Source organism: Arthrobacter sp. JB02-1C, from assembly GCF_057748045.1.
Genome location: NZ_CM173235.1, coordinates 1,985,579 through 2,004,944, shown reverse-complemented (window position 1 = coordinate 2,004,944; position 19,366 = coordinate 1,985,579). Strand labels below are relative to the sequence as shown.

Annotated in this window: 17 protein-coding genes and 1 pseudogene; 12 read left to right on the top strand and 6 right to left on the bottom strand. The window is 65.9% G+C overall.

Annotated elements, in window-relative coordinates:
* Positions 1-25: 25 nt before the first annotated feature.
* Positions 26-202 (top strand): annotated as a pseudogene (locus AC3ANP_RS09655) (IS3 family transposase); the annotation flags it as partial.
* Between the two features lie 174 nt (positions 203-376).
* Here the strand turns inward: AC3ANP_RS09655 and AC3ANP_RS09650 are convergent.
* The 3 genes from AC3ANP_RS09650 to AC3ANP_RS09640 form a co-directional block, all read right to left on the bottom strand.
* The gene (locus tag AC3ANP_RS09650) at positions 377-3,496 is read right to left on the bottom strand and encodes a DEAD/DEAH box helicase (RefSeq protein WP_488333013.1); all 3,120 of its coding nucleotides are present in this window, start codon (positions 3,494-3,496) and stop codon (positions 377-379) included.
* A 786-nt stretch (positions 3,497-4,282) separates the two neighbouring features.
* A complete protein-coding gene (locus tag AC3ANP_RS09645) occupies positions 4,283-5,089 on the bottom strand; it encodes a DUF6602 domain-containing protein (protein ID WP_488329974.1) in 807 nt (268 codons plus the stop codon).
* A gap of 369 nt (positions 5,090-5,458) precedes the next feature.
* Positions 5,459-5,608: a hypothetical protein gene (locus tag AC3ANP_RS09640; RefSeq protein WP_488329973.1), complete on the bottom strand. Its 150-nt coding sequence runs from the start codon at positions 5,606-5,608 to the stop codon at positions 5,459-5,461.
* A 468-nt stretch (positions 5,609-6,076) separates the two neighbouring features.
* Here AC3ANP_RS09640 and AC3ANP_RS09635 point away from each other — a divergent pair.
* Positions 6,077-7,224, top strand: a protein-coding gene (locus tag AC3ANP_RS09635) for an IS3 family transposase (protein WP_488329972.1) whose coding sequence is annotated in 2 segments (ribosomal slippage) — positions 6,077-6,350 and positions 6,350-7,224 — 1,149 coding nt in all. Because the reading frame shifts where the segments join, the coding sequence is not laid out codon by codon here.
* A gap of 161 nt (positions 7,225-7,385) precedes the next feature.
* On the opposite strand, the gene AC3ANP_RS09630 is transcribed toward AC3ANP_RS09635, so the two are convergent.
* Positions 7,386-8,174: a hypothetical protein gene (locus tag AC3ANP_RS09630; RefSeq protein WP_488329971.1), complete on the bottom strand. Its 789-nt coding sequence runs from the start codon at positions 8,172-8,174 to the stop codon at positions 7,386-7,388.
* Positions 8,175-8,756: 582 nt separating this feature from the next.
* On the opposite strand from AC3ANP_RS09630, the gene AC3ANP_RS09625 reads away from it, so the two are divergent.
* The 9 genes from AC3ANP_RS09625 to AC3ANP_RS09585 all read left to right on the top strand — a co-directional run bounded on the left by AC3ANP_RS09625 (position 8,757) and on the right by AC3ANP_RS09585 (position 16,872).
* The gene (locus tag AC3ANP_RS09625) at positions 8,757-9,416 is read left to right on the top strand and encodes a hypothetical protein (protein ID WP_488329970.1); all 660 of its coding nucleotides are present in this window, start codon (positions 8,757-8,759) and stop codon (positions 9,414-9,416) included.
* Positions 9,417-9,632: 216 nt separating this feature from the next.
* Positions 9,633-11,231 carry a hypothetical protein gene (locus tag AC3ANP_RS09620; RefSeq protein WP_488329969.1) on the top strand — a complete coding sequence of 533 codons (1,599 nt, stop codon included), beginning with the start codon at positions 9,633-9,635 and terminating at the stop codon, positions 11,229-11,231.
* Complete coding sequence (locus tag AC3ANP_RS09615) at positions 11,228-11,761, top strand: NUDIX hydrolase (protein ID WP_488329968.1); 534 nt, start codon at positions 11,228-11,230, stop codon at positions 11,759-11,761. Before AC3ANP_RS09620 ends, AC3ANP_RS09615 begins: the two co-directional genes overlap by 4 nt.
* A gap of 60 nt (positions 11,762-11,821) precedes the next feature.
* Positions 11,822-13,591 (top strand): RecQ family ATP-dependent DNA helicase, encoded by a 1,770-nt coding sequence (locus AC3ANP_RS09610; protein WP_488329967.1) that lies wholly within the window; start codon positions 11,822-11,824, stop codon positions 13,589-13,591.
* A gap of 249 nt (positions 13,592-13,840) precedes the next feature.
* Entirely contained in the window at positions 13,841-14,668 is an 828-nt protein-coding gene (locus tag AC3ANP_RS09605) for a glycerophosphodiester phosphodiesterase family protein (RefSeq protein WP_488329966.1), read from the top strand.
* A 180-nt stretch (positions 14,669-14,848) separates the two neighbouring features.
* Entirely contained in the window at positions 14,849-15,427 is a 579-nt protein-coding gene (locus AC3ANP_RS09600; protein WP_488329965.1) for a histidine phosphatase family protein, read from the top strand.
* Positions 15,428-15,469: 42 nt separating this feature from the next.
* Positions 15,470-16,024, top strand: a complete 555-nt coding sequence (locus tag AC3ANP_RS09595; protein ID WP_488329964.1) for a hypothetical protein — start codon at positions 15,470-15,472, stop codon at positions 16,022-16,024.
* Between the two features lie 66 nt (positions 16,025-16,090).
* Positions 16,091-16,423 carry a metalloregulator ArsR/SmtB family transcription factor gene (locus tag AC3ANP_RS09590; RefSeq protein ID WP_488329963.1) on the top strand — a complete coding sequence of 111 codons (333 nt, stop codon included), beginning with the start codon at positions 16,091-16,093 and terminating at the stop codon, positions 16,421-16,423.
* Positions 16,423-16,872, top strand: coding sequence for an SRPBCC family protein (locus AC3ANP_RS09585; RefSeq protein ID WP_488329962.1), 450 nt, complete (start codon positions 16,423-16,425; stop codon positions 16,870-16,872). Before AC3ANP_RS09590 ends, AC3ANP_RS09585 begins: the two co-directional genes overlap by 1 nt.
* 142 nt (positions 16,873-17,014) lie before the next feature.
* Here AC3ANP_RS09585 and AC3ANP_RS09580 read toward each other — a convergent pair whose 3' ends face one another.
* Complete coding sequence (locus tag AC3ANP_RS09580) at positions 17,015-18,379, bottom strand: MFS transporter (RefSeq protein WP_488329961.1); 1,365 nt, start codon at positions 18,377-18,379, stop codon at positions 17,015-17,017.
* 100 nt (positions 18,380-18,479) lie between these two features.
* On the opposite strand from AC3ANP_RS09580, the gene AC3ANP_RS09575 reads away from it, so the two are divergent.
* Entirely contained in the window at positions 18,480-18,866 is a 387-nt protein-coding gene (locus tag AC3ANP_RS09575) for a DUF1801 domain-containing protein (RefSeq protein ID WP_488329960.1), read from the top strand.
* 31 nt (positions 18,867-18,897) lie between these two features.
* Here the strand turns inward: AC3ANP_RS09575 and AC3ANP_RS09570 are convergent, their stop codons facing one another.
* Positions 18,898-19,218: a GYD domain-containing protein gene (locus AC3ANP_RS09570; protein ID WP_488329959.1), complete on the bottom strand. Its 321-nt coding sequence runs from the start codon at positions 19,216-19,218 to the stop codon at positions 18,898-18,900.
* Between the last annotated feature and the right edge of the window lie 148 nt (positions 19,219-19,366).

Below are 19,366 nucleotides of genomic sequence, written 5' to 3'. Positions count from 1 at the left end.
TGGTGCTCGCGGAAGGATGTTGACCATGCCCACGGCTTATGGGGCGAGGTTCCTCCAGGACGTTTTTGATGTGGTCCGCAAGAGCGAGGCGCCGCTGGCGCAGATTGCGAAGGATTTCGGGCGTTCAGTCACTACGCTGATGCGCTGGATCGCCATCGCCGAGCGCAAGGAAACCGGCGCCGGCCCGGCAGTGGCAGAGTCTGGCCTCGAATTTGACGCGGTCGTGGTCGTCGAGCCGCCCACGTTCCGAGCCAACTCGGGATCCGACGGGCGGCTGTACACAACGCTGACTAGGGCCAATCTGGAGCTCGTTTTTGTCCACACGCGTCCCCTGCCGAGCACTCAAGCACGGGAAGCCCTCCTACAAGTCAGCGCCTTACTGCGCCACCGCAGCCGCCGTCGCAAACACATCCGCCGGCATCGGTCGGTGCAGCCTCCAGGTGATCGCAATCGGCTTCTCCCCGGCATGTTGCACATAGTCCACCTGCCCGAGGCACGTGTACGGAACGGTCAGCCCGGTCTCATCCTCTGACGTGTCCCGTGTGAAGATTAGGACCTTCGAGCCGTGCGCGGTCCGGTCGAGGTAACGCTTGCCCGTCGGGCTCGCGGGCGAAGTCGCGTTCTGCGACTCCCAGTGGAACAGCTCCGGGCTGATGGCGTAGTCCTTGTACATCGTCGTGGCCGAGTGCTTCTTGTCGTCCTTGTTGAGCGTGACAAAGAAGGCGTCCGTGGCCGTGGCCTGGCACCAGGCAACGCCCTCACGGTGCTGGACGTTCTTGCCGAGCTCCAGCGACCCGTACTGCAGCGCCGCCAGGACTTCTTCGCGCCGGTAGGTTGCATGCGAGAGCAGCGGAACGTGCTGCAGCCCCGCGCCGAGACCCTTGGCTGCATGCTTGGAGGCTGCCACGCCGAGCTTTACGACCTGGCGGATTTCGCTGCAGACAAACTGGTAGCCCCGCAGGTAGTCCAGGCCGGCGTCGTACGACCGGAAACCGCCGCCGTCGTCCCAGAGCGTGTAGAAGAGCATACGGGCGAACGTCTGCTCGCGCATGCCGAGGTCCGCATAGCGTGGCGCGTCGACGCCGACGAGCATCGAATAGGCTTCGGCGCGTTCCGGATCATCCACGTGGATCAGCGCGGCCATCCGGCCGAGGAGCTTCTTCTCGTCGGCGTCGGAGAGCTCCCTGATCCTCCCGCTGAGCACCTCCTCCAGCGGCGAGAACCCCTCGATCAGCCCGGCCTGGCGCAGGTAGCCGGTCCACGAATCCCTGGTGGACCGGTAGATCGACTTCACGTCGTTTCCGGACCGCTCCAGGTAGGCGTCCAGTTCCGTCTCCGCGTACGAGGCGATGTCCCGGACCAGCTGGGCCCGGTTGAACCGCAGCTGCGCCTTGATGTTGTCCAGCACGACTTTCTGCGCCACCCGGTCCAGCACGATCTGGGAGCCCGAGGGCAGGTAGGGGAACTCATCCTCGACAGCCCTCTCCAGCTCCTTGCGCCCGTAACCGGTCAGGGCCCCGTAGCGCAGATCGAAGCGGAACTCACGGCGCTGCTGGCCGATGAAGTCAAGAACGGTCAGCACCGCCTTGCCCTCTGCGCGGCGCAGCCCGCGGCCCAGTTGCTGGAGGAAGATCGTGGCGCTCTGAGTCGGCCGGAGCATCAGGATGGTGTCCACGTGCGGAAGGTCCAGGCCTTCGTTGAAGAGGTCGACGGCGAAGATGCAGTTGATCTCACGTGTGGCGAGCCGCTTCAGCGCCGCCGCGCGGTCGGCGTCGTCGGTGCTGCCGTCGACGGCGACGGAGGCGATACCGGAGCGGTTGAAGACCTCGGCCATGTAGTGGGCGTGCTGGACCGAGACGCAGAAGCCGATGGCCCGCATCTGCTCGGTGCTGGTGACCTTGTCGCGGAGTTCGCGGATCACCTTGGCGGCGCGGGCGTCGTTGCCGGTGTAGAGGTTGTTCAGCTGCGCGGTGTCGTAGTTGCCGCGCTTCCATTCCAGCTGGCTGAGGTCGACGTCGTCGGAGACGCCGAAGTAGTGGAACGGCACCAGCAGATCCGCGTCCAGGGCATCCCAAAGGCGCAGTTCGCTGGCGGTGCGGCCGTCGAAGAACTGCTGGGCGACGTCGACGCCGTCGCCGCGTTCCGGCGTCGCGGTCAGCCCGAGGAGCTGCTGCGGCTGCAGGTGGTCCAGCAGCCGGCGGTAGGTGGGCGCCATGGCATGGTGGAACTCATCGATCACGACGACGTCGAAGAAGTCCGGTTCCAGCTTGTCAATGCCGAGGGACGAGAGCGACTGGACCGAGGCGAAGATGTGCTTCCACTGACGAGGCTTGTGCTCCCCGACGTAGAGTTCGCCGAAGGCGCCGTCCTGCATGACGTCGCGGTAGGTGCGCATGGCCTGCTTGAGGATTTCCTGGCGGTGGGCGACGAAGAGCAGCTTGAGGTCGTTGCCGGCGGCTTCGCGGAGCCGCTTGTAATCCAGCGCCGCGATGACGGTCTTGCCGGTGCCGGTGGCGGCGACCAGCAGATTGTTGTTGAAGCCCTTGAGCCGCTCGGCTTCGAGGTCTTCAAGCATCTCCTCTTGGTGCAGAAAGGGCTGGAGTTCCAGGCCGGTCGCTGCGCCGGGGATGGCTGTACGGCGGCCGCCGTTGCGTTCCAGCGCGGCGTCCAGCTTCTCGCCGTCGCGTTCGGGGTCGTACCTTTGGAAGGCCCGCTGTTCCCAGTAGCTGTCGAAAGTGACTTCGAACTTGTTTAGGAGTGCGGGCGTGCCGACGGAGCTGAGCCGGACGTTCCATTCCAGGCCATCCAGGAGGGCGGCCTGGCTGAGGTTGGAACTGCCGACGTAGGCGGTGTCGAAGCCTGTGTTACGGCGGAACAGCCAGGCCTTGGCGTGGAGGCGTGTGGCCTGGGTTTCGTAGTTGATCTTCACTTCCGCGCCGTAGCGGTGGACGAGTTCGTCGATGGCGCGACGCTCGGTGGCACCCATATAAGTGGTGGTGATGACCCGGAGTTTGGCCCCACGTTCCTTGAGCTGCGCGAGTGCGGGTTCGAGAAGCCTGAGACCGGTCCAGCGGACAAAGGCACAGAGCAGGTCCACTGTGTTGGCAGACTCGATCTCGGTCCTGAGTTCCGCGGCGAGGTTGGGATCGTCCTTGCTGTTGGTGAGCAGGGCCGAGTCGCTCAGCTTGGTGGTAGGGCGGCGAAGGTTGCGCCGTTTGAGCGTGTCTGGCCGGTGAAGCGACTGGAGCTGCGTAGGACCAGGGGCGATGCGGTCTCCTGTGCTCAGTTCCTCGAGGAGCCTGTTCGCGAGGGCTACGCGGTCGGTTGGCTTGGCTGCGGCGAGGGCCCGCCGGACGGCGTCGGCTACGTGGCGGGAGAGGATGTCCGGGGAGTCTTCGTCTTCAACCTCTGCGAAGACTGGTTGAAGATCTGCCCCGCTGTGCAGCTGCTTGCCAAGTGCGTCCGTGTTGAGAAGTTCGTACAAGCCCTCGGGCAGCTGCTCCGCTGCCACTCCCCCAATGAAATCAGTCACTTCGCCAGGCTAGCGGACGGACGGCCTACGGCAATCATGACCCACCCCTTGCCGGGGCCGACAATTTCAAGCGCCTGTAGGAACAGCGAGCAGTCATCGCTGATTTCACAGGTCTTCCGCGATGCGCCTATGCTCTCGCCTTCCCTGCCTCAGAAGGCTAGAATTAGCGAAGGTCTGCCGACTCAAAGCGCGGGAGAGATCCTCCATCGCAGCTATTAGCGTACGTGTCCGGAAAGAACCGGCCTGACGTTCAATAGACGTAAGATCACCCGTTCATCGCCCTCGGCGACTAATTCTGCAGTCCCGTTTCCCCAAGCTTCACCGGTCGCCCTGGGAGAATATACAGCTAAGAAAAAGCTGCTACTTCATGCCGCCAACTAATCTGGGTTCCGTGGCTCTCGTGGGCGGGGGCAATAATCGGCGAGGAGGAGCTCCATGGACGATGAATCGTCTGAACTACGACTTCGCGGACCGTTGGTAGGGCGACGGTTATGTAGAGGTGCCCCTCGGTAACGGCATAACCCCGAACTACACTCCAGAAGAGGCCTTACACGGGCCGCTTCGACCTCGTCGGTCTGTACGGAAGAACCCAGCGGCAAGCCTTTGGTCGGGTAAGGCATGTGTCGCTTTCTTGATCTTCTAGGAGTGCCTGAAGGAGATACGACGGGCGCGGATGAACTTGCCGCTGCCTATGGCCGGTCTGGTTCGTTGATCTGGGCCCAACCGTGAGCGGGGCGCCACACATGCCCGTCAGAAGGCGAATTCTTCTCCTAGATAGTGGACCATGTTGATCGGCTGCGTCTCTGCTTGGAGCCAAAGCGACGAGTTCATGAGGAACCAAAAAAGGAGTTTGTTGCTTGTGGCCGAGATCACCGAGTGTGTGCCGGGTGCCGGAACGGCATGGATAACTTCGTTGCTGTCTCTATTGAGAATCACCCCTGTGTCGAGGAGGCAGGCGTTGTCAATACGTCTTTTGACGGGGAGCGAGTCGTTCAAAGACTTGAACGCACCGTGCATGTTCTCCGCAGAGGACGATTCGAAGGCGAACAGACTGTAAATGATGGGGAAGTGGGCTAGTGCCTCGCCGTAGAGGTTGAAGCTCTTGGCGGAGGATGCGTAACCGTCTGGTACGGCATACGTGGCGCGTTTCTTCAGGTTTTTGACGCTCTGCATGTTTGCGATCACGCTGTACATGGCGCTGGCTGAAATGCTCGCCTTCACCTCGACGACACCGATTACCCCTTCCACCGGGACAATCCGGTAGTTGTGCTCGTCGCTCTTGAATAGGACTGGCGTCCTGGCCAGATCATAAAGAATTACGTCAATCTGGCGTGATGTCTGTCCACTGCTATCAATGATCTCGCCTTTGGCAACCCCGATCGATTCAGGGAGGTGCGCGCGTAGGAAGCGTCGAAGGGACTCCTCTGCGGACTCGCCGATCGAGAGGTTATGCCCTATGGACGTCCTGATCTTGGCAAGGGACTGTTGGAGCTCATCGGAGGCGCTCTGCATGATCAGCGGGAGCTTCATGACCGGTGTCGGAAAGTCTGTTTTCATGCGGTTCATTCTTCCCCACGGCGCACGCGTTGGACTTGCTGGCTAGATAAGGCTCTCGGACTGTGATGAAAAATCCGGCGGCGGGGGTAGCCCACTGGGTGGCCGCCCCTTTTTGCGTGGAAACGTCTACCCCTGCAGCGCCGGGCACGGGAACACCCACTTGGCCTGGCCCCAGGCGTCGACAATGCTGTGCACGTCTATGACGCTCTTGCCCGCTATGTCTAGGTGCGAATTTGACCGGTAGCGCACGATGATGCGGACGCCGCCTCGATACCCCAGAGCTTCGCGGGCCCGGGCCCTGGTTGTGGCACATCGCGAGCATGAGGTCGAAGTCGCCTCGGCCGGACAGGAAGAGCGCCGTACCGGCCATTAGCGGGCGGGGGCATCGATGCCGAGCGGCTTGCGAATTTCGACGGCCGGTGTGGTCTTCTCCGTTTTCCTGTGCCACCCGAACAGGGCCCCGTTCGGGTTGATGGCGCAGAAGCCAACCTTGGGGTTGGCGGTGCCTGCGCTGTGCATTGCGCTGGAGCTGCGGCGGTCGGTTTTAAACAGAGGTTAAAAGGGTGTCGGTAGCAGCTTTCCTCGAAGTCACCAGCTCCGAGCAGGACCCATCTGCCAGTCGTTCGGGTCGTCTCCCGTTGGGTGCAGGGAGCCCACCCCCGTTTAGGAAGCGCAAACGCGATCCCTCGCCCACCACTTACGGTCGATCCTGCGCGAACGAAACCGTTTGCGTAATGCGCCAAACAACAAGCAAGCCAGCACCCGTAGGCGCCCTCAGAGAGGAGGAACAATGGTCACCATCCGCGACTTCGCCAGGCAAGCCGGCCTCTCCCGGCCACTGATTCCTGGGTGGTCAACGGCTTGGTCGGCTACTCCGACGCAACCGCGAACGCGTCGAGAACGCGGTTGGTTGGGTCCCCGGGTAGGAGTCCAGTGTTTGTGTGAGTTTCGTGTCCGAGAATGGACACAGGAGGAAATTCACGAATCATGGCACGCAGACATACCCCCGAGCAGGTCATCGCCAAGGTCCGGCAGGGCCAGAAGATGCTCAACGACGGGCGCCCTATGGTCGAAGTCATCAAGGAGCTCCAAATCACCGAGGCGACCTGGTACCGCTGGTTGAACCAGTACGGGTCCGAGAAGAACGCCGAGGCGTCCAAACGGACCAAGGAGCTGGAGAAGGAGAACGCCCGGCTCAAGCGGCTGCTGGCGGAGAAGGAACTGGCCATCGACATCCTGAACGAGGTGGCCAAGGGAAAATTCTGAGCCCCGAACCCCGCCGCCGTGCCGTGCGCATGGCGGTGGAGAAGTTCGGGGCGTCCGAACGCTTCGCGTGCGCGCTACTGGGCCAGAACCGGTCAGCGTTCCGCAAGAAGAAACCCGACATGGGCTTTGAGGAAGCCCGGCTCCGCGCAGCCCTGCGCACCGTCGCCGGGCAGCACCCCGCGTGGGGCTGGCGGAAGGCCCGCTGGCACCTGCTCGCCCAGCCAGAGTGGGACGGCGTGGCGCTGAACCGGAAGCGGGTGCGGCGGCTCTGGCGCGACGAAGGCCTGGTCTGTAAACCCAGGGCGCGGAAGAAGCGCCGCACCGGGCCCGGCGCCGGTGAACAGAAGCGCCTCACGGCCGAGTACCCGATGCACGTGGTCAGCTTCGACTTCCAGTCCGATGTGACCTCCTGCGGCCGGCACATCCGGTTCTTCAACGTCATCGATGAGTACACCCGCACCGCGCTGGCCATCATCCCGCGCCGGTCCTTCAAAGCCACCGACGTGGTCGCGGTGCTGGAGAACATCATCGCCGAAACCGGCACCTCCCCGACATACGTCCGCTGCGACAACGGTCCGGAATTCACCGCCGCCGCACTGATCGAGTGGTGCAACACCGCCGGGGTCGACACCGCATTCATCGACCCGGGCTCACCCTGGCAGAACGGCTTCATCGAATCCTTCAACGCCCAATTCAGAAGGGAACAACTCGCCGGAGAAATCATGGACACCATGGCCGAAGCGAAGTATTTGGCCGAGGAATGGAAAGCTATCTACAATCATGAACGGCCCCACGGATCCCTGGACGGCATGACGCCGAAACGCTACTGGGAAAACTGGACCCAAGAAAACCAATTAGCTATCGCATAGACGCTGGACTGCTAACGGGGGCCCAACCACGGTCAAGAGCCTAGGTGCTGCGCGCGGTGTCCAACCGGGCGTCGGCTTTCAACCGCAGGCGGAGCGTCGGGAGTGTGTCAGTAATGGTGTCTGCATCTAAATGGGGTGTGCGCATGGGACGCGTCGCCCCTTCACCCCGAGATCCAGCGAAGCTTTCCATCCTTTGCTGGCGCGCAGATCATCGGCTTACCGGTACTTGAAACGCCGACTCCACCGCTGCAGAACGCCCCCGGGTGAACCACATTGGGACCGGCGGGCACAGCGGGAGCAGCGGGAACCGCGGGAGCTACCGGAACCGGCGCCTGACGTGCTGCCTCCGCTGTTGCGGCGTCGGCAGCAGCTTTGTCCGCCGCGGCCTTGTCGGCGGCCAGCTTGTCGGCCGCCACCTTGTCAGCCAGCAGCTTCTCCGCTGCGGCCTTGTCGGCAGCCGCCTTGTCCTCAGCAGCTTTCTTCTCCTCGGCTGCTTTGACGACCTTCTTTGATTCCGCCTCCGGCAGCCACAGCAGCCGGCCATCGGTACCCGCGGTGCAGACCAGGGCGTCGCCCTGGTAGCTCTGGGTGGCTGCTGCTGTCAGGCATGACGTGCGGACAGGATTGGTGGCAGTCGGCGTTGGAGAGGGCGTGGGTGTAGGCGTGGCAGATGGCTTGACCGAGGCGGCCGCAGACGGCGACTTCTCGGGAAAACTGCCGGGCCCTGCCGTCGCGGCTCCGATGCCACCGCCCACCATGAAAACGACGACGCCGGCCGCTGCCACCACGCCGGCGGCCTTGCGGTGCGGCAGCCCCACCCAGGATTGACGCTTGAAGATAAGGGCGTACAAGCCCGTAAGCAGGGCCACAATGCCCAGGATCACGAAGACGCCGGCCAGGCCGCCGGACGCCACAAAGAGGATGGCTAGGAGCAGCACCAGCGCTGCCACGACCCAAAAAGACTTAGAGCGCCCTTTCAGGCGCGCGACAATAGTGGAACGATCAATCATTGTTTTTCCCCATGGAAATTAGTAAGCGATGGGCGCCGCGTCTGGTTTAACACCTCACGGAGCCGCACGTTGGCTCGTACACCGGCAGTATGACGAGACGAGACCAAAAAGGTGGCCTCCGCTCAGTAGTGGCTGGCGGGATAGACCCAACACCATGTTCCGAGCGCACTCCTTTTCCCATATTCCGCGGTGCGATAGATGACGCTCGAAGTGTATGGTATTGGTTGAAGCTTTGAGAAAGATTGAGCTACCGGACCGTCACGGCGTGTCTTAAATGCCGCCTTCATCGCTGGCCAAGAAGTCGCAGCTCATCGACCTGGCACCGGCCTGTACGGCTGAGATGCGCCGCCGCTGTCCGGGTGAACGACGAACGCCACGGCGCGAGAGCGGCGGTATTGTCATGACCATGACTGAAAGCCGCGACCGGTGAACCGAGTAAAAGATTGGACCGCGAAGGCCCGTTCTTTCCACGACAGGCAGCTCGGCACGTACCGGAAGGTGAGGCGGCTCGGTAAATCCCGCATGGTGTTTACGACCGGGCAGGCTGTAGCCACGTTGGGCGCCTTTTTCCTCGCCGGATCGGTGGAGTCAGCGGGCTGGCCGCGCTGGATCTTCTGGACTGTCCTGGTCGGCGGCATCCTGGCGGGCAGGTACATCTTCCCGGTCCCGGTCAGCAGTATCGCCAGCCGGAAAGGCCCGGACGATGTGTCTTCCAAGGGCGCTGCGGAGCTCGACGGTATGTCCCCTGAGGAGATCCGGACCTTCGAGAACAACATGGTGCTGAAGTACCGGCTTAAAGGCTCCGACGGGCTGGGCACTGCCCAGGCGCTCGAACGCCAGCGCCTCGCGGCCCAGGCAGCGGAGCAGGCCGCCAGTGTAGCCGCGGGGAGCCTCGCGGCACTGTCGTTGGTTGACGCTCAGGCGTTCAGTGCCGCTGCTGCACGACACGACCTTCTCAAGAGCCGCTGGCTGGCCTACGAGGTGGACCCGCACTTGCAGTTCGACTTTCCCGCGATGTCGGACACTGCCTTTCCTCCCACCGCCGCGATGATCAGGGCGATGCACGCGGCAGACGAGGCCAGATCAACCGGCCGCACTGCTGAGTACCGATCCGCCGTAGTGGCGTTCGGCGAGGCGCTGACGGCTGCAGAGGTCGCGGCCGGCGTCCGCGCCGCACCCTAGCGGAGCTGCCAGACCCGGGCGGCCGCTCGGGTTTCGCTCGCGCTAGACCGGGCGACTCTTCCGCCGAGCCTGCCTGACGTCATGCCCAACTCGCCGGATGCTCGCACGCAATAACACCGAGCAAGCACCCGTGATTGACTACGCTCAGAGCACGGCTAGTGCAGAGTCACTCGCTGCAGCGCACGAGTACTTATTCGTAAAATCAATTGGGGATGTATGTCTGCATTAGCTACCGAGGGGCAGACTGGCTTGTCCGCCCGTATCAGCGTCTTCAACCTGGACCCGGTCGAGCAGTCGAAGCTGTGGTTGCAGGTCGGGCCGACAGAGGCGAGGCAAATGCTCGTAGGGGTATTGCGCGCCGCGCTACTCTTCGGCGGCACGGTGGTCGTCGACCGCAACCAGCTCCTTGAGGGGATCTTCTTCATCGCCATGCCTCCGGAGCGCCTGGCCTGGCACCTTGGATTAGAACCGGGAGCCCCGCTTCCGATCGAAGTGCAACTGCTGCCGGCGCCATCCAGCGCTTCGACACCATCGGGACCATGGCAACTCGCCAACGGAGAGCAACGCTGGGGCGTCGACGACGAACTCGTGACGGCAATCGAGGCCAATCACGCGGCGATCCGTGACGACCCGCACCGGGTTTCATCTCCACTCATCGCCCTGACCGGCGGAGCCTACGAACGTGCCTCGGATGCAAGCCAGCGCTCCCATTCGTCCTCCGGCGCCAGGTTCGATGAGGCGTGGCGCGTTTCGGACCCGGTGGTGGTGCCACAGGCTCTCTGGGCCGCGCGGGATATCGAAGTCGCGAAGAAAGTCCGGGAGGACGGCCGGAGCGCCTGGGTCGAAGCGATGCGGGACGGGCGCGTCCAGGTGCGTAGCAGCGCCGGCCTCGGTCCTAATCCGCTTGGGCCCGAGCTCGATACGGAACTTCCCCCGAACGCAGACCAGCTCCCGGAGGTGGATGAACTCGTCGCCGCGCTGGTAAATCTCGAATACGCGAACGAGGCTGACCGGCGTAAAACCGCTCCGTGCGGGGTTGTGCATTCTGGCCAGGAGGAGCCGTGCCAGCGTGCCCACGTGACGACTCGGTCACTGGTAACCCGGTGGCTTGACGGCGAGCACATGGAACTGTTGAACCCGCCGCGGCTGCCGGACTCCCTGCAGCATGACGGCTTGGCCGTACACCGCAGCTCTGCCCTCGGCTGGTGGACCCTTGCGTACAACCGGGCCATCTGCGACCGGGACGACCTTCGGCTGCTCACAATCTTTAACGCGCTGCCGTCGCCCTCCGGCATCCGTGGCGACGACGCCGAGGCTGCCGAGCTCGCCTGGGGACTGCGGCGCCCCAAGGAGGGATTCCGGGCCCGGATGCGCGCGCGCTTCCGACGCCGGTCGCGGTCCTCGGTCGCGAACACTCTGCCGATCGCCGGCGATGTTGTCACCCGCCTCGCTGCCTTCACGCCCGCCGAGTACTCACGGCTTCAAGCGTTCGATGCTGTTGGCTCGGGCGAGCTATTGCGAAACCCGGGACGGCGGTCGCTGTTGGACCTCGTCGTCGCCATCGACGAGATCGCCGGTGACACGACGTCGCGATCCCGGCGGATGCGCTCGACGATGCTGCGCACCGCCGTCGTCACCATCGGCGGGCTGGGCGTGGTGCTTTACGACAAGGGGGTCATCGTCCTAAACGGTCCGGAGTGGGCGGTCATCGCCTTCCTTGTGGCTGCTCTCCTCGCTGCACCCTGGTCGGACTTGGGCAGCCTACGCCGCATGTCCGGCTCCCAGCTGCAGTCCACCCTCCGGTTCAAGGCATGACGGCGGGCCGCCGCTGGCGCGACGTCTGGACCTCGCCGGGAGAACGGCTCTTCGTGCAGGCGCGCGATGAAGAGGGGTGGACCCGTCACCGGATCCTGTCAAACTCCGAAGGCGACGGGGCTGTCGCCGTCGTCGTCGACGGATCGCGGGTCTTGTTCATTGATGCGGAGCGCCCGGCCATCGGGAGGAACCTGTGGGAACTGCCGCGCGGGCAGGCCGACGCCGGGGACGGAACCCCGGAATCGACGGCCGCACGGGAACTTCTCGAAGAAACCGGTCTGATCGCCGTTGAGACCCGGCTGCTCGGCCAGATCTGGGCGGAGAGTGGCCTGAGCGGGGATGCAGTGAACGTCGTTCGGATCCGAGTCGATGCTCTTGCCAGCCCGGCCGCCGCGGAGTACTCCTCCGTGCGATGGATTGATGTGCAACAGATACGTCAGGAGATTGCCGACGACCAGATCCGTGACGGCATCAGCATTTCCGCCTTGGCGCTCGCCTGGGCGAAAGGCGAGCTGAGCACCCAGGCGTAAACTGGGAACCTCGGCTGAAGACACCCGGCCATCGGATCGCACCTCCCTGGAGCCGCCACCATGACCGAGAATTCCACCTCCTCTGTCCCGCCTGACGTGACGCGTGCTGCCGCAGAAACCGGCCCCGACCCCGCGGCCGACCTCCGCCGGGTCGCCGCCGACACCCTGGCGCTCCCCCGGCTTCGCCCCGGCCAGCTCGCCGGAATGCAGGCCCTGGCGTCCGGCCGGGACGTCCTCGCCGTGATGCCGACCGGCTACGGAAAGTCGGCCATCTACCAGGTGGCGGCGCTGTACCTGCACGGGAAGCCGGGCCAGGAAAATGCGGACGGGACCGCGGCGGAAACGGACGGCGCACGGCACGGTCCCGCCGTCGTCGTCTCGCCGCTGATCGCCCTGCAGGAGGACCAGCTGGACCGGCTGCGGGAAACCCTCGGCGACGACGCCGCCGTCGCCATCAACTCCGGCCACAGCGATGCCGAGCTGGACGAGGCCTGGGCCGCCGCCGAAAGCGGCGACGCGGCGTTCATCTTCCTCGCCCCCGAACAGCTCGCCAAGGCAGAAACCGTCGCACGCCTCGCGGCCCTGGACGTGTGCCTGTTCGTGGTGGACGAGGCGCACTGCGTCTCCGCCTGGGGCCACGACTTCCGGCCCGACTACCTGCGCCTCGGCGAGGTCCGCGGCCAGCTGGGCAACCCGCCCGTCGTCGGGCTCACCGCCACCGCCTCGCCGCCGGTGCGCGACGAAATCCAGCAGCGGCTGCGGATGGCCGACCCGCTGGTGTTGGTCCACGGCTTCGACCGGACCAACATCAGCCTCACCGTGGTCCGGCACCTCACAGACAAGGACAAGCGCCGCGCCGTGACCGAGCAGGTCGCCGGGCTCACCGGCCCCGGCCTGCTGTACGCCGCCACCCGCAAGGACACCGAGGCCTACGCCGCCGAGCTCACCGCCCTGGGCCTGCGCGCCGCGGCGTACCACGCCGGCCGGAAGCAAAGCGAGCGGGACGCCGTGCACGAGCAGTTCCTGGACGACGGACTCGACGTGGTGGTGGCCACTACCGCGTTCGGCATGGGCATCGACAAGCCCAACGTCCGCTTCGTGGTCCACGCCGACATCCCCGACTCGCTGGACAGCTACTACCAGGAGATCGGCCGGGCCGGGCGCGACGGCGGTCCCGCCACCGCCGTGCTCCACTACCGGCCCGAGGACCTGGGACTGCGCAAATTCTTCGGCACCCACGCCCCGGACGAGGACGCCCTGCTGGCCGTCCTTGAAGCCCTGCGCGCCGCCGACGGGCCGCTGAAGCAGAAGGCGCTGGCCGAGCAGACCGGCTTCTCGCCTCGGAAACTCACCGGGCTGCTGAACCAGCTGCAGGAGACCCGGGCGGTCCGCACCGGCAAACGCGGCTTCCGGCTGGAGTCGAGCGCCAAGCTGCCCGCGGTGGTGGAACGCGCCGTCGAGCACGCCGAGGCGCGGCAGCGGGTGGACCGCTCCCGGATCGAGATGATGCGCGGCTACGCCGAGACCGACGGCTGCCGCCGCCAGTTCCTGCTGGGCTACTTCGGCGAGGACCTCCCGGAGCCCTGCGGCAACTGCGACACCTGCCGGGACGGTTCGGCCCAGGAACATGACTACGACGACGGCGCTGCGGCCGCCGGGGGCGGGGAACCCTTCCCGCTCCAGGCCGCCGTCGTGCACAAGGAATGGGGGCCGGGCCTGGTCATGCGGCACGAAGAGGATGTCATCACGGTGCTGTTCGAGCAGGAAGGCTACAAGACGCTGTCCCGCCAGGCCGTCACGGACGGCAAGCTGCTGCGGCTGGCGACGTGACCGGCAAGCTGCACGGCGAAGGACTGCTCCGTTCCGGGACCGTTCACCGGCGGTCCACCTGCCCTCCCTAGGGTGGACGGGTCACCGGCCGACCGCCGGTCCCAACCTAGGAGGAAGCACCCCCATGCGTAAATCCCTGACCGCCGTGGCCACCGCCGCGCTCCTGGCCTCACTGGCGAGCCCCGCCGTGGCCGCCCCGAGTGGACCGAGGAATCCCTGGCCGCGTTCGCCAACTCACTGAGGCTCGGCGTGACCACGCTGGAACTGGACACCCACCTGACCTCCGACGGCAAGGTCATCGTCTGGCACGACGACACCATTCAGGCGGACAAGTGCCGGGACACGGCGCCGGCCACGCCGGGCGACCCCGCCTACCCGTACGTCGGCGACCGGGTTGCCGAACTGTCGCTCGCCCAGGTCAAGACGCTGGACTGCGGCTTCACGCAGCTCAAGGAGTACCCGGAGCAGGACGTGATCGAGGGCAACCGGATCGCCGAACTCAAGGACGTCTTCCAGCTGGTGCGCGACGCCGACGCCAAAAAGGTCCGCTTCAACATCGAGACCAAGGTGGAGGACGGCAAATCCGGCGGCGCGGGCATGGTGGCCTTGACCAAGGCCGTGGTCGCGGAAATCCAAGCCTCCGGCATGGCGGAACGGAGCACCGTGCAGTCGTTCGACTGGTCCTCGCTGAACCTCACCAAGCAGCTCGCCCCGGAGCTGCCGCTGGTCGCCCTCTCCAGCGGCGATGCCTGGCTCGAGGTCGGCAAGCCCGGCGCCAGCCCCAACCTGGGCGGCATCGACATCGACAGCTACGGCGGCTCCCTGGCCAAGGCGGCCGCCGCCCAGGGCTACGACGCCATTTCCCCCGCATTCCGCTCCGTCACCCCGCAGATGGTCGCCGAAGCCCACCAGCTCGGCCTGCCGGTCATCCCCTGGACGGTGAACACCACCGCGGACATGGAGCGCCTGATGGACCTTGGCGTGGACGGCATCATCACCGACTACCCCACCCGCCTGCGCGCCGTGATGGACGAGCGCGGACTGAAGCTCCCGAAGGCCTACGACGCCAAGAGGTAGCAGCTCGGTCCGCGGAAACCGCGGACAATCCGTACGGCCATCCGCACGGCCAGCTGCACGGCCATCGGCACGGCCAAAGGGCTGTCCACGTTGGGGGAAACGTGGACAGCCCTTTCCTCCGGGTTCCGCTGCTGCCTCCCGGTTAATGGCTTCTAACGCAACACCCGGCAGAATAGACCCATGACCCTGACAACCTTCGCGCTCATCCGCCATGGCCAGACCGACTGGAACGCGCAGCGCCGGCTGCAGGGATCGAGCGATATTCCGCTGAACGACGTCGGTCGCGGCCAGGCGCGCGACGCCGTCGCCGCCCTGTCCGGGTACGACTGGGACACCGTGGTCTCCTCACCGCTGAGCCGGGCCTCCGAAACCGCGGAACTGATCGCCGCCGGGCTGGGCCTCAGTGTGGCGCGCCGCGTCCCGGCGCTCACCGAACGCTCCTTCGGCCCGGCTGAAGGAATGCAGGCCGGCCCCGAACTGGAGGCCCTCCGGATCCCCGGCGGGTTCCGCGGCGCCGAGAGCGACGACGAAGCAGCTGAGCGCGGGCTGGCCGCCCTGGACGCCCTCGCCGAGGAATTCCAGGGCCGCCGCGTCCTGGTGGTCGCGCACGGCACGCTGATCCGGCTCAGCCTCAGCCTGGCGCTCGGCGAATCCATGCCGAGCATCGACAACGCTGTACTGAACCTGGTCCATCACCACCCCGAGGACGGTTGGCAACTCGAGTACCTCAACGGCGAACCCCTGGCCGCCACGGTCTAAGCCCGACGGCTAACTGTCCGGGCCCGGGACTAGTCTGGTCGCATGCCGCCGATTCCCTCCCCCGCACCGGCTCCGGTCGATGTCTTCGTGCACAGCGGCCCGGCCGAGTGGTGGCAGATCGTGGCCGCCCTCGGGCCGCTGGCCGTGCTGCTGGGCGCCCTCGTGGCCGGCTTCGTCGGCTGGCGGACGCTGAAACAAAAGAGTGAAGCGGACAACCGGGCCGAGTGGTGGCGCCGGACCGAGTGGGCCCTGGATGCCGTCTACTCCGGGCAGAAAGAGCGCGCCGTGATCGGGCTGAGGGTGCTCAAGGTGCTGGGCGAAAGCCCGCTGGCCGGCAACGGCGAGCTCGCCGTCCTCGATGCGGTTTCGGAAAAGCCGCTCGCCAGGGCGGCGCCGTCCCGGGCCGAACCCTCAACCGATCAGGCGCCGCCCCGGGCGGAGGCTCGCGCGCCGGCCGCACCGCCGGACGAAGATGAGCTCGCCGTCCACGTGGCAGCCGCCCGGTTGCGGGAAGTCACAGACCGGAGGCTGGGCAGGTCGACGCCGGGATGGGTCCGGGACCTCGCACAGGAACGGCCTCCCGGGCGCAGCGGCTAAACGCAGGAATGCGCCGCTCGCACTTTGACTTGTAGGAAATGTCCTACATATTATGGGCGGGTGCCAGTGAGAACGAAGGATTCCCCCGCGGACCTGCTCTTCGGAGCGTTGGCTAACCCCACCAGGCGCGACATTCTGACGCTTCTCCTGGAAGGTCCACGGACCGCCGGAGAGATTGCCGAACGATATGACATGGCCCGGCCCAGCGTCTCCGAGCATCTGAAGGTGCTGCTCGATCGGAACCTCGTTTCCGAGGAACGGCGCGGACGCACCATTCGATACCAGCTCACGCCCGCTCCTCTTGCCGACGTCGCCTCGTGGCTGTCTCCATTCGAGCTGTTCTGGCGCAGCCGCCTGAAAGACCTGAACCGTACACTCGAGAACCTGAAGGACACCTGATGTCAGCAACGTTGACCGCCATAGAGCTCGACGAATTTCTTCCCCACCCGCCAGCAAAGGTGTGGCGGGCGCTCACGGAGCCGGACCTGATCGCGCCTTGGCTGATGGAAAACGACTTTCAGCCCGTCGTCGGGCACAACTACACTATGCGCGGGACTCCGGTTCCGGCGGTGGGCTTCAGCGGACTTGTCGCCAGTGAAGTGCTTGACATCGATCCTGAACGGCTTCTGCGGATCTCCTGGCGCGATGGCAACGCCGGCAACAGCCTGAGCAGCACGGTCACCTGGACTCTGGTCCCGGAGGGCACCGGCACGCGCCTGTTCCTCACCCACGAAGGCTTCGACCCGGACGAGCCCAGCCACGTCATTGCCCACCGCATCATGGGCGGCGGCTGGCGCGGACAGATACTCAAGAAGCTGACTGAAACGTTGGCCCGGATACACGCATAGGCCTAGGAGTGCGCCGAGCCGGAAGATCCGCGAATGACAAGTCTAGGGAGCACCCGGGGGCCGCCCACGACGGCGCTGGCGGTCGCGGCCGGTCGCATCCCTGGGCGAGCGCCTACCGTCAGGTGCAGCCGCCGTCGTGCTCCTACGCCGGGCGCCGTTCCCGCCACGCCAGCGACACCAGGAACACCACCGCGCCCAGCCCCAGCATGACAAAGACCATCAGCCCCCAGTTGGCCTGGCTGACGCCGCTGCCGTAGAAGATGCCGATCAGCACCGTGGCGGTGATCGCGCCGAGGTACCGGCAGGTCTGGAAGATCCCGGCGGCCACCCCGCGCTCCGCCAGCCGGGTGGAGAGGTACATGCCCTGGCTGGACGCGATGCTGACCACGCAGTACGGCACGCCCAGCAGCGCCGTCATCGCCAACACCAACGGAACCGCCAGCGACGCGGTCAGCAGCCACATGGTCCCGGACGCCACGATCAGCAGGACGACGCCGACAATCAGCACCCGGCGCACCCCGAACCGGTCGATGGCGCGGACGGCGAACGGCGTCAGCACCACCGAGATGGCGGCCAGCGGGAGCATCAGCAGGCCTACGATTCCCGGGTCGTAGCCGCCGGCGGTCTGCAGCAGCTGCGGGAGGCCGAAGAACGCGAAGTAGTAGACGCCGTTGAACAGGGCGAAGCCCAGATAGACCAGCAGCAGCGGGCGGTTCCGGCCCAGCAGCCGCAGGTCCAGGAAGGGCGGGCTGAAGTGCAGTTCCCGCCAGGCGAACAGCGCCGCGAGCAGCAGCCCGCCCGCCAGCAGCCACCAACGGTAGCCCGGCAGCACGTTCAGCAGCGCCATCATCACCAGCACCAGGGCAGCGATGAACGCGCCGATGCCGGGCAGATCGGAGTCCCGCAGCAGCGCCGAAACCCGCCCGCGCTCGCGTTGCCCGTCCGCCGGGGCGAAGCGCCGGACCACGAGGATCGCCGCCAGCGCGAGCGGCACGTTGACCAGGAACAGCGCCTGCCAGCCCACCAGGCTCACCAGCAGGCCGCCCACCACCGGCCCGACCGCCGCGGCCGAGGTGTTGGCCATCTGGATCCGGCCCAGCGGCCGCGTGGAGGGCACGTTCGCCTGCCGCGCCAGGGCGGCGACCATGACGACGGCGCTCGGGTACGCCGTCGCGGTGCCCAGCGCCATGAAGGCCCGGGCCACGCACAGCAGCGCAAAATTCGGCGCGATCGGCGCGACGGCGCAGGTCACGGCGACCAGCATCATGCCCCAGAGGAACAACCGGCTGGGTCCGAACCGGTCCGCGAGCCGTCCCATCAGCGGCTGCCCGGCCGCGGAGGTGAGGTAGAAGGCGGTGACCACCCAGGTGACCGTGGCGACGTCGAGCCCGAAATCCGCGCGCAGCACCACCAGCGCGACGGCGATCATCGAGGAGTTCAGCGGGTTCAGGGCAGTGCCGAGGCTGAGCCCTGCCACGGCCAGGCCGGTCCGGGAAGAGTTGCTCACGGCAACAGTCTGTCTTATCGCACCCGCGCGCGCCGAACCGGGGCGCCCGGTGCCCGGGGAAGCGGCGCGCCGGGCGGCAAGGATCAGGCATAATCCCTGCATGGACGATCCGCGGGTGGACCACTACATCGAAGCCCTCCCGGCCTGGCAGCAGGCCATCTGCCGGCAGGTCCGCGCTCTGGCGCACGCCGCCGATCCCGCCGTCGAGGAGACCATCAAACGCTCCGTCCAGCCGTACTTCGTCCTGGACGGCAACATCTGCGCCCTCCTCGCGGCGAAGGACCATGCCAACGTGTTCCTGTACGACGGCGGCATCGTCCCGGACCCGCAGCACATCATCACCGCCGGGCACGGCAACAAGACCGCCCGTACCGTCGCCTTTTACGAGGGTGAGGCCCTGAATGAAGAAGCGCTCGGCGCGATGTTCCGGGCGATCATCGCCAACAACCGGGCCGGCGGCTGGCGCAAGATCAAGGGCGCCGGGTAGCCGCGCCAATCCCTAGGGCGGATGCCCGGGGTTACTGTCCGGGGGCGCGGTACGTCGGCGTCTTCTTGGCCGCCTCGTCCAGGTCTTCGGGCGACATGAGCGGCTTCAGCCGGATGTTCACGTTGCCGGTGGAGTTGATCATCAGCGAGAGGGCGGCGGCGTCGGCGTCGCTGGGGACATCAAAGACGCCCAGCACGTCGGTGTGCCCGAAGGCGTAATACATGCAATCGAGCGTTCCGCCGACCGATTTGAGGGCGTCCACCACGGCGTCGCGGCGCTTGCTGCCGCCCTCGCGCATGAGTCCCTTGATGCCCTCGCCCACGTAATTCGCTTCAAACAAATACTTGCTCATGGTCTTGTCCTGTCCCGAATTTTCCAGGACGCGGGCATCGGCCGTCCGGCGCGCTGCCGCCTGCGGAGGTCCTGGAGCCGGTCCCCGAGTGGGGCCGTCGGGCACAGCGTAGGCCCGGGAACTCCTGCTGACAACGGGTCTCGGAAAG

Bases quoted from the DNA above. Each gene is read 5' to 3' on its own strand.
- AC3ANP_RS09645 (WP_488329974.1), bottom strand. From the start codon at position 5,089: ATGAAAACAGACTTTCCGACACCGGTCATGAAGCTCCCGCTGATCATG.
- AC3ANP_RS09640 (WP_488329973.1), bottom strand. From the start codon at position 5,608: ATGCACAGCGCAGGCACCGCCAACCCCAAGGTTGGCTTCTGCGCCATC.
- AC3ANP_RS09625 (WP_488329970.1), top strand. From the start codon at position 8,757: ATGGTGTTTACGACCGGGCAGGCTGTAGCCACGTTGGGCGCCTTTTTC.
- AC3ANP_RS09620 (WP_488329969.1), top strand. From the start codon at position 9,633: ATGTCTGCATTAGCTACCGAGGGGCAGACTGGCTTGTCCGCCCGTATC.
- AC3ANP_RS09615 (WP_488329968.1), top strand. From the start codon at position 11,228: ATGACGGCGGGCCGCCGCTGGCGCGACGTCTGGACCTCGCCGGGAGAA.
- AC3ANP_RS09610 (WP_488329967.1), top strand. From the start codon at position 11,822: ATGACCGAGAATTCCACCTCCTCTGTCCCGCCTGACGTGACGCGTGCT.
- AC3ANP_RS09600 (WP_488329965.1), top strand. From the start codon at position 14,849: ATGACCCTGACAACCTTCGCGCTCATCCGCCATGGCCAGACCGACTGG.
- AC3ANP_RS09595 (WP_488329964.1), top strand. From the start codon at position 15,470: ATGCCGCCGATTCCCTCCCCCGCACCGGCTCCGGTCGATGTCTTCGTG.
- AC3ANP_RS09585 (WP_488329962.1), top strand. From the start codon at position 16,423: ATGTCAGCAACGTTGACCGCCATAGAGCTCGACGAATTTCTTCCCCAC.
- AC3ANP_RS09575 (WP_488329960.1), top strand. From the start codon at position 18,480: ATGGACGATCCGCGGGTGGACCACTACATCGAAGCCCTCCCGGCCTGG.
- AC3ANP_RS09570 (WP_488329959.1), bottom strand. From the start codon at position 19,218: ATGAGCAAGTATTTGTTTGAAGCGAATTACGTGGGCGAGGGCATCAAG.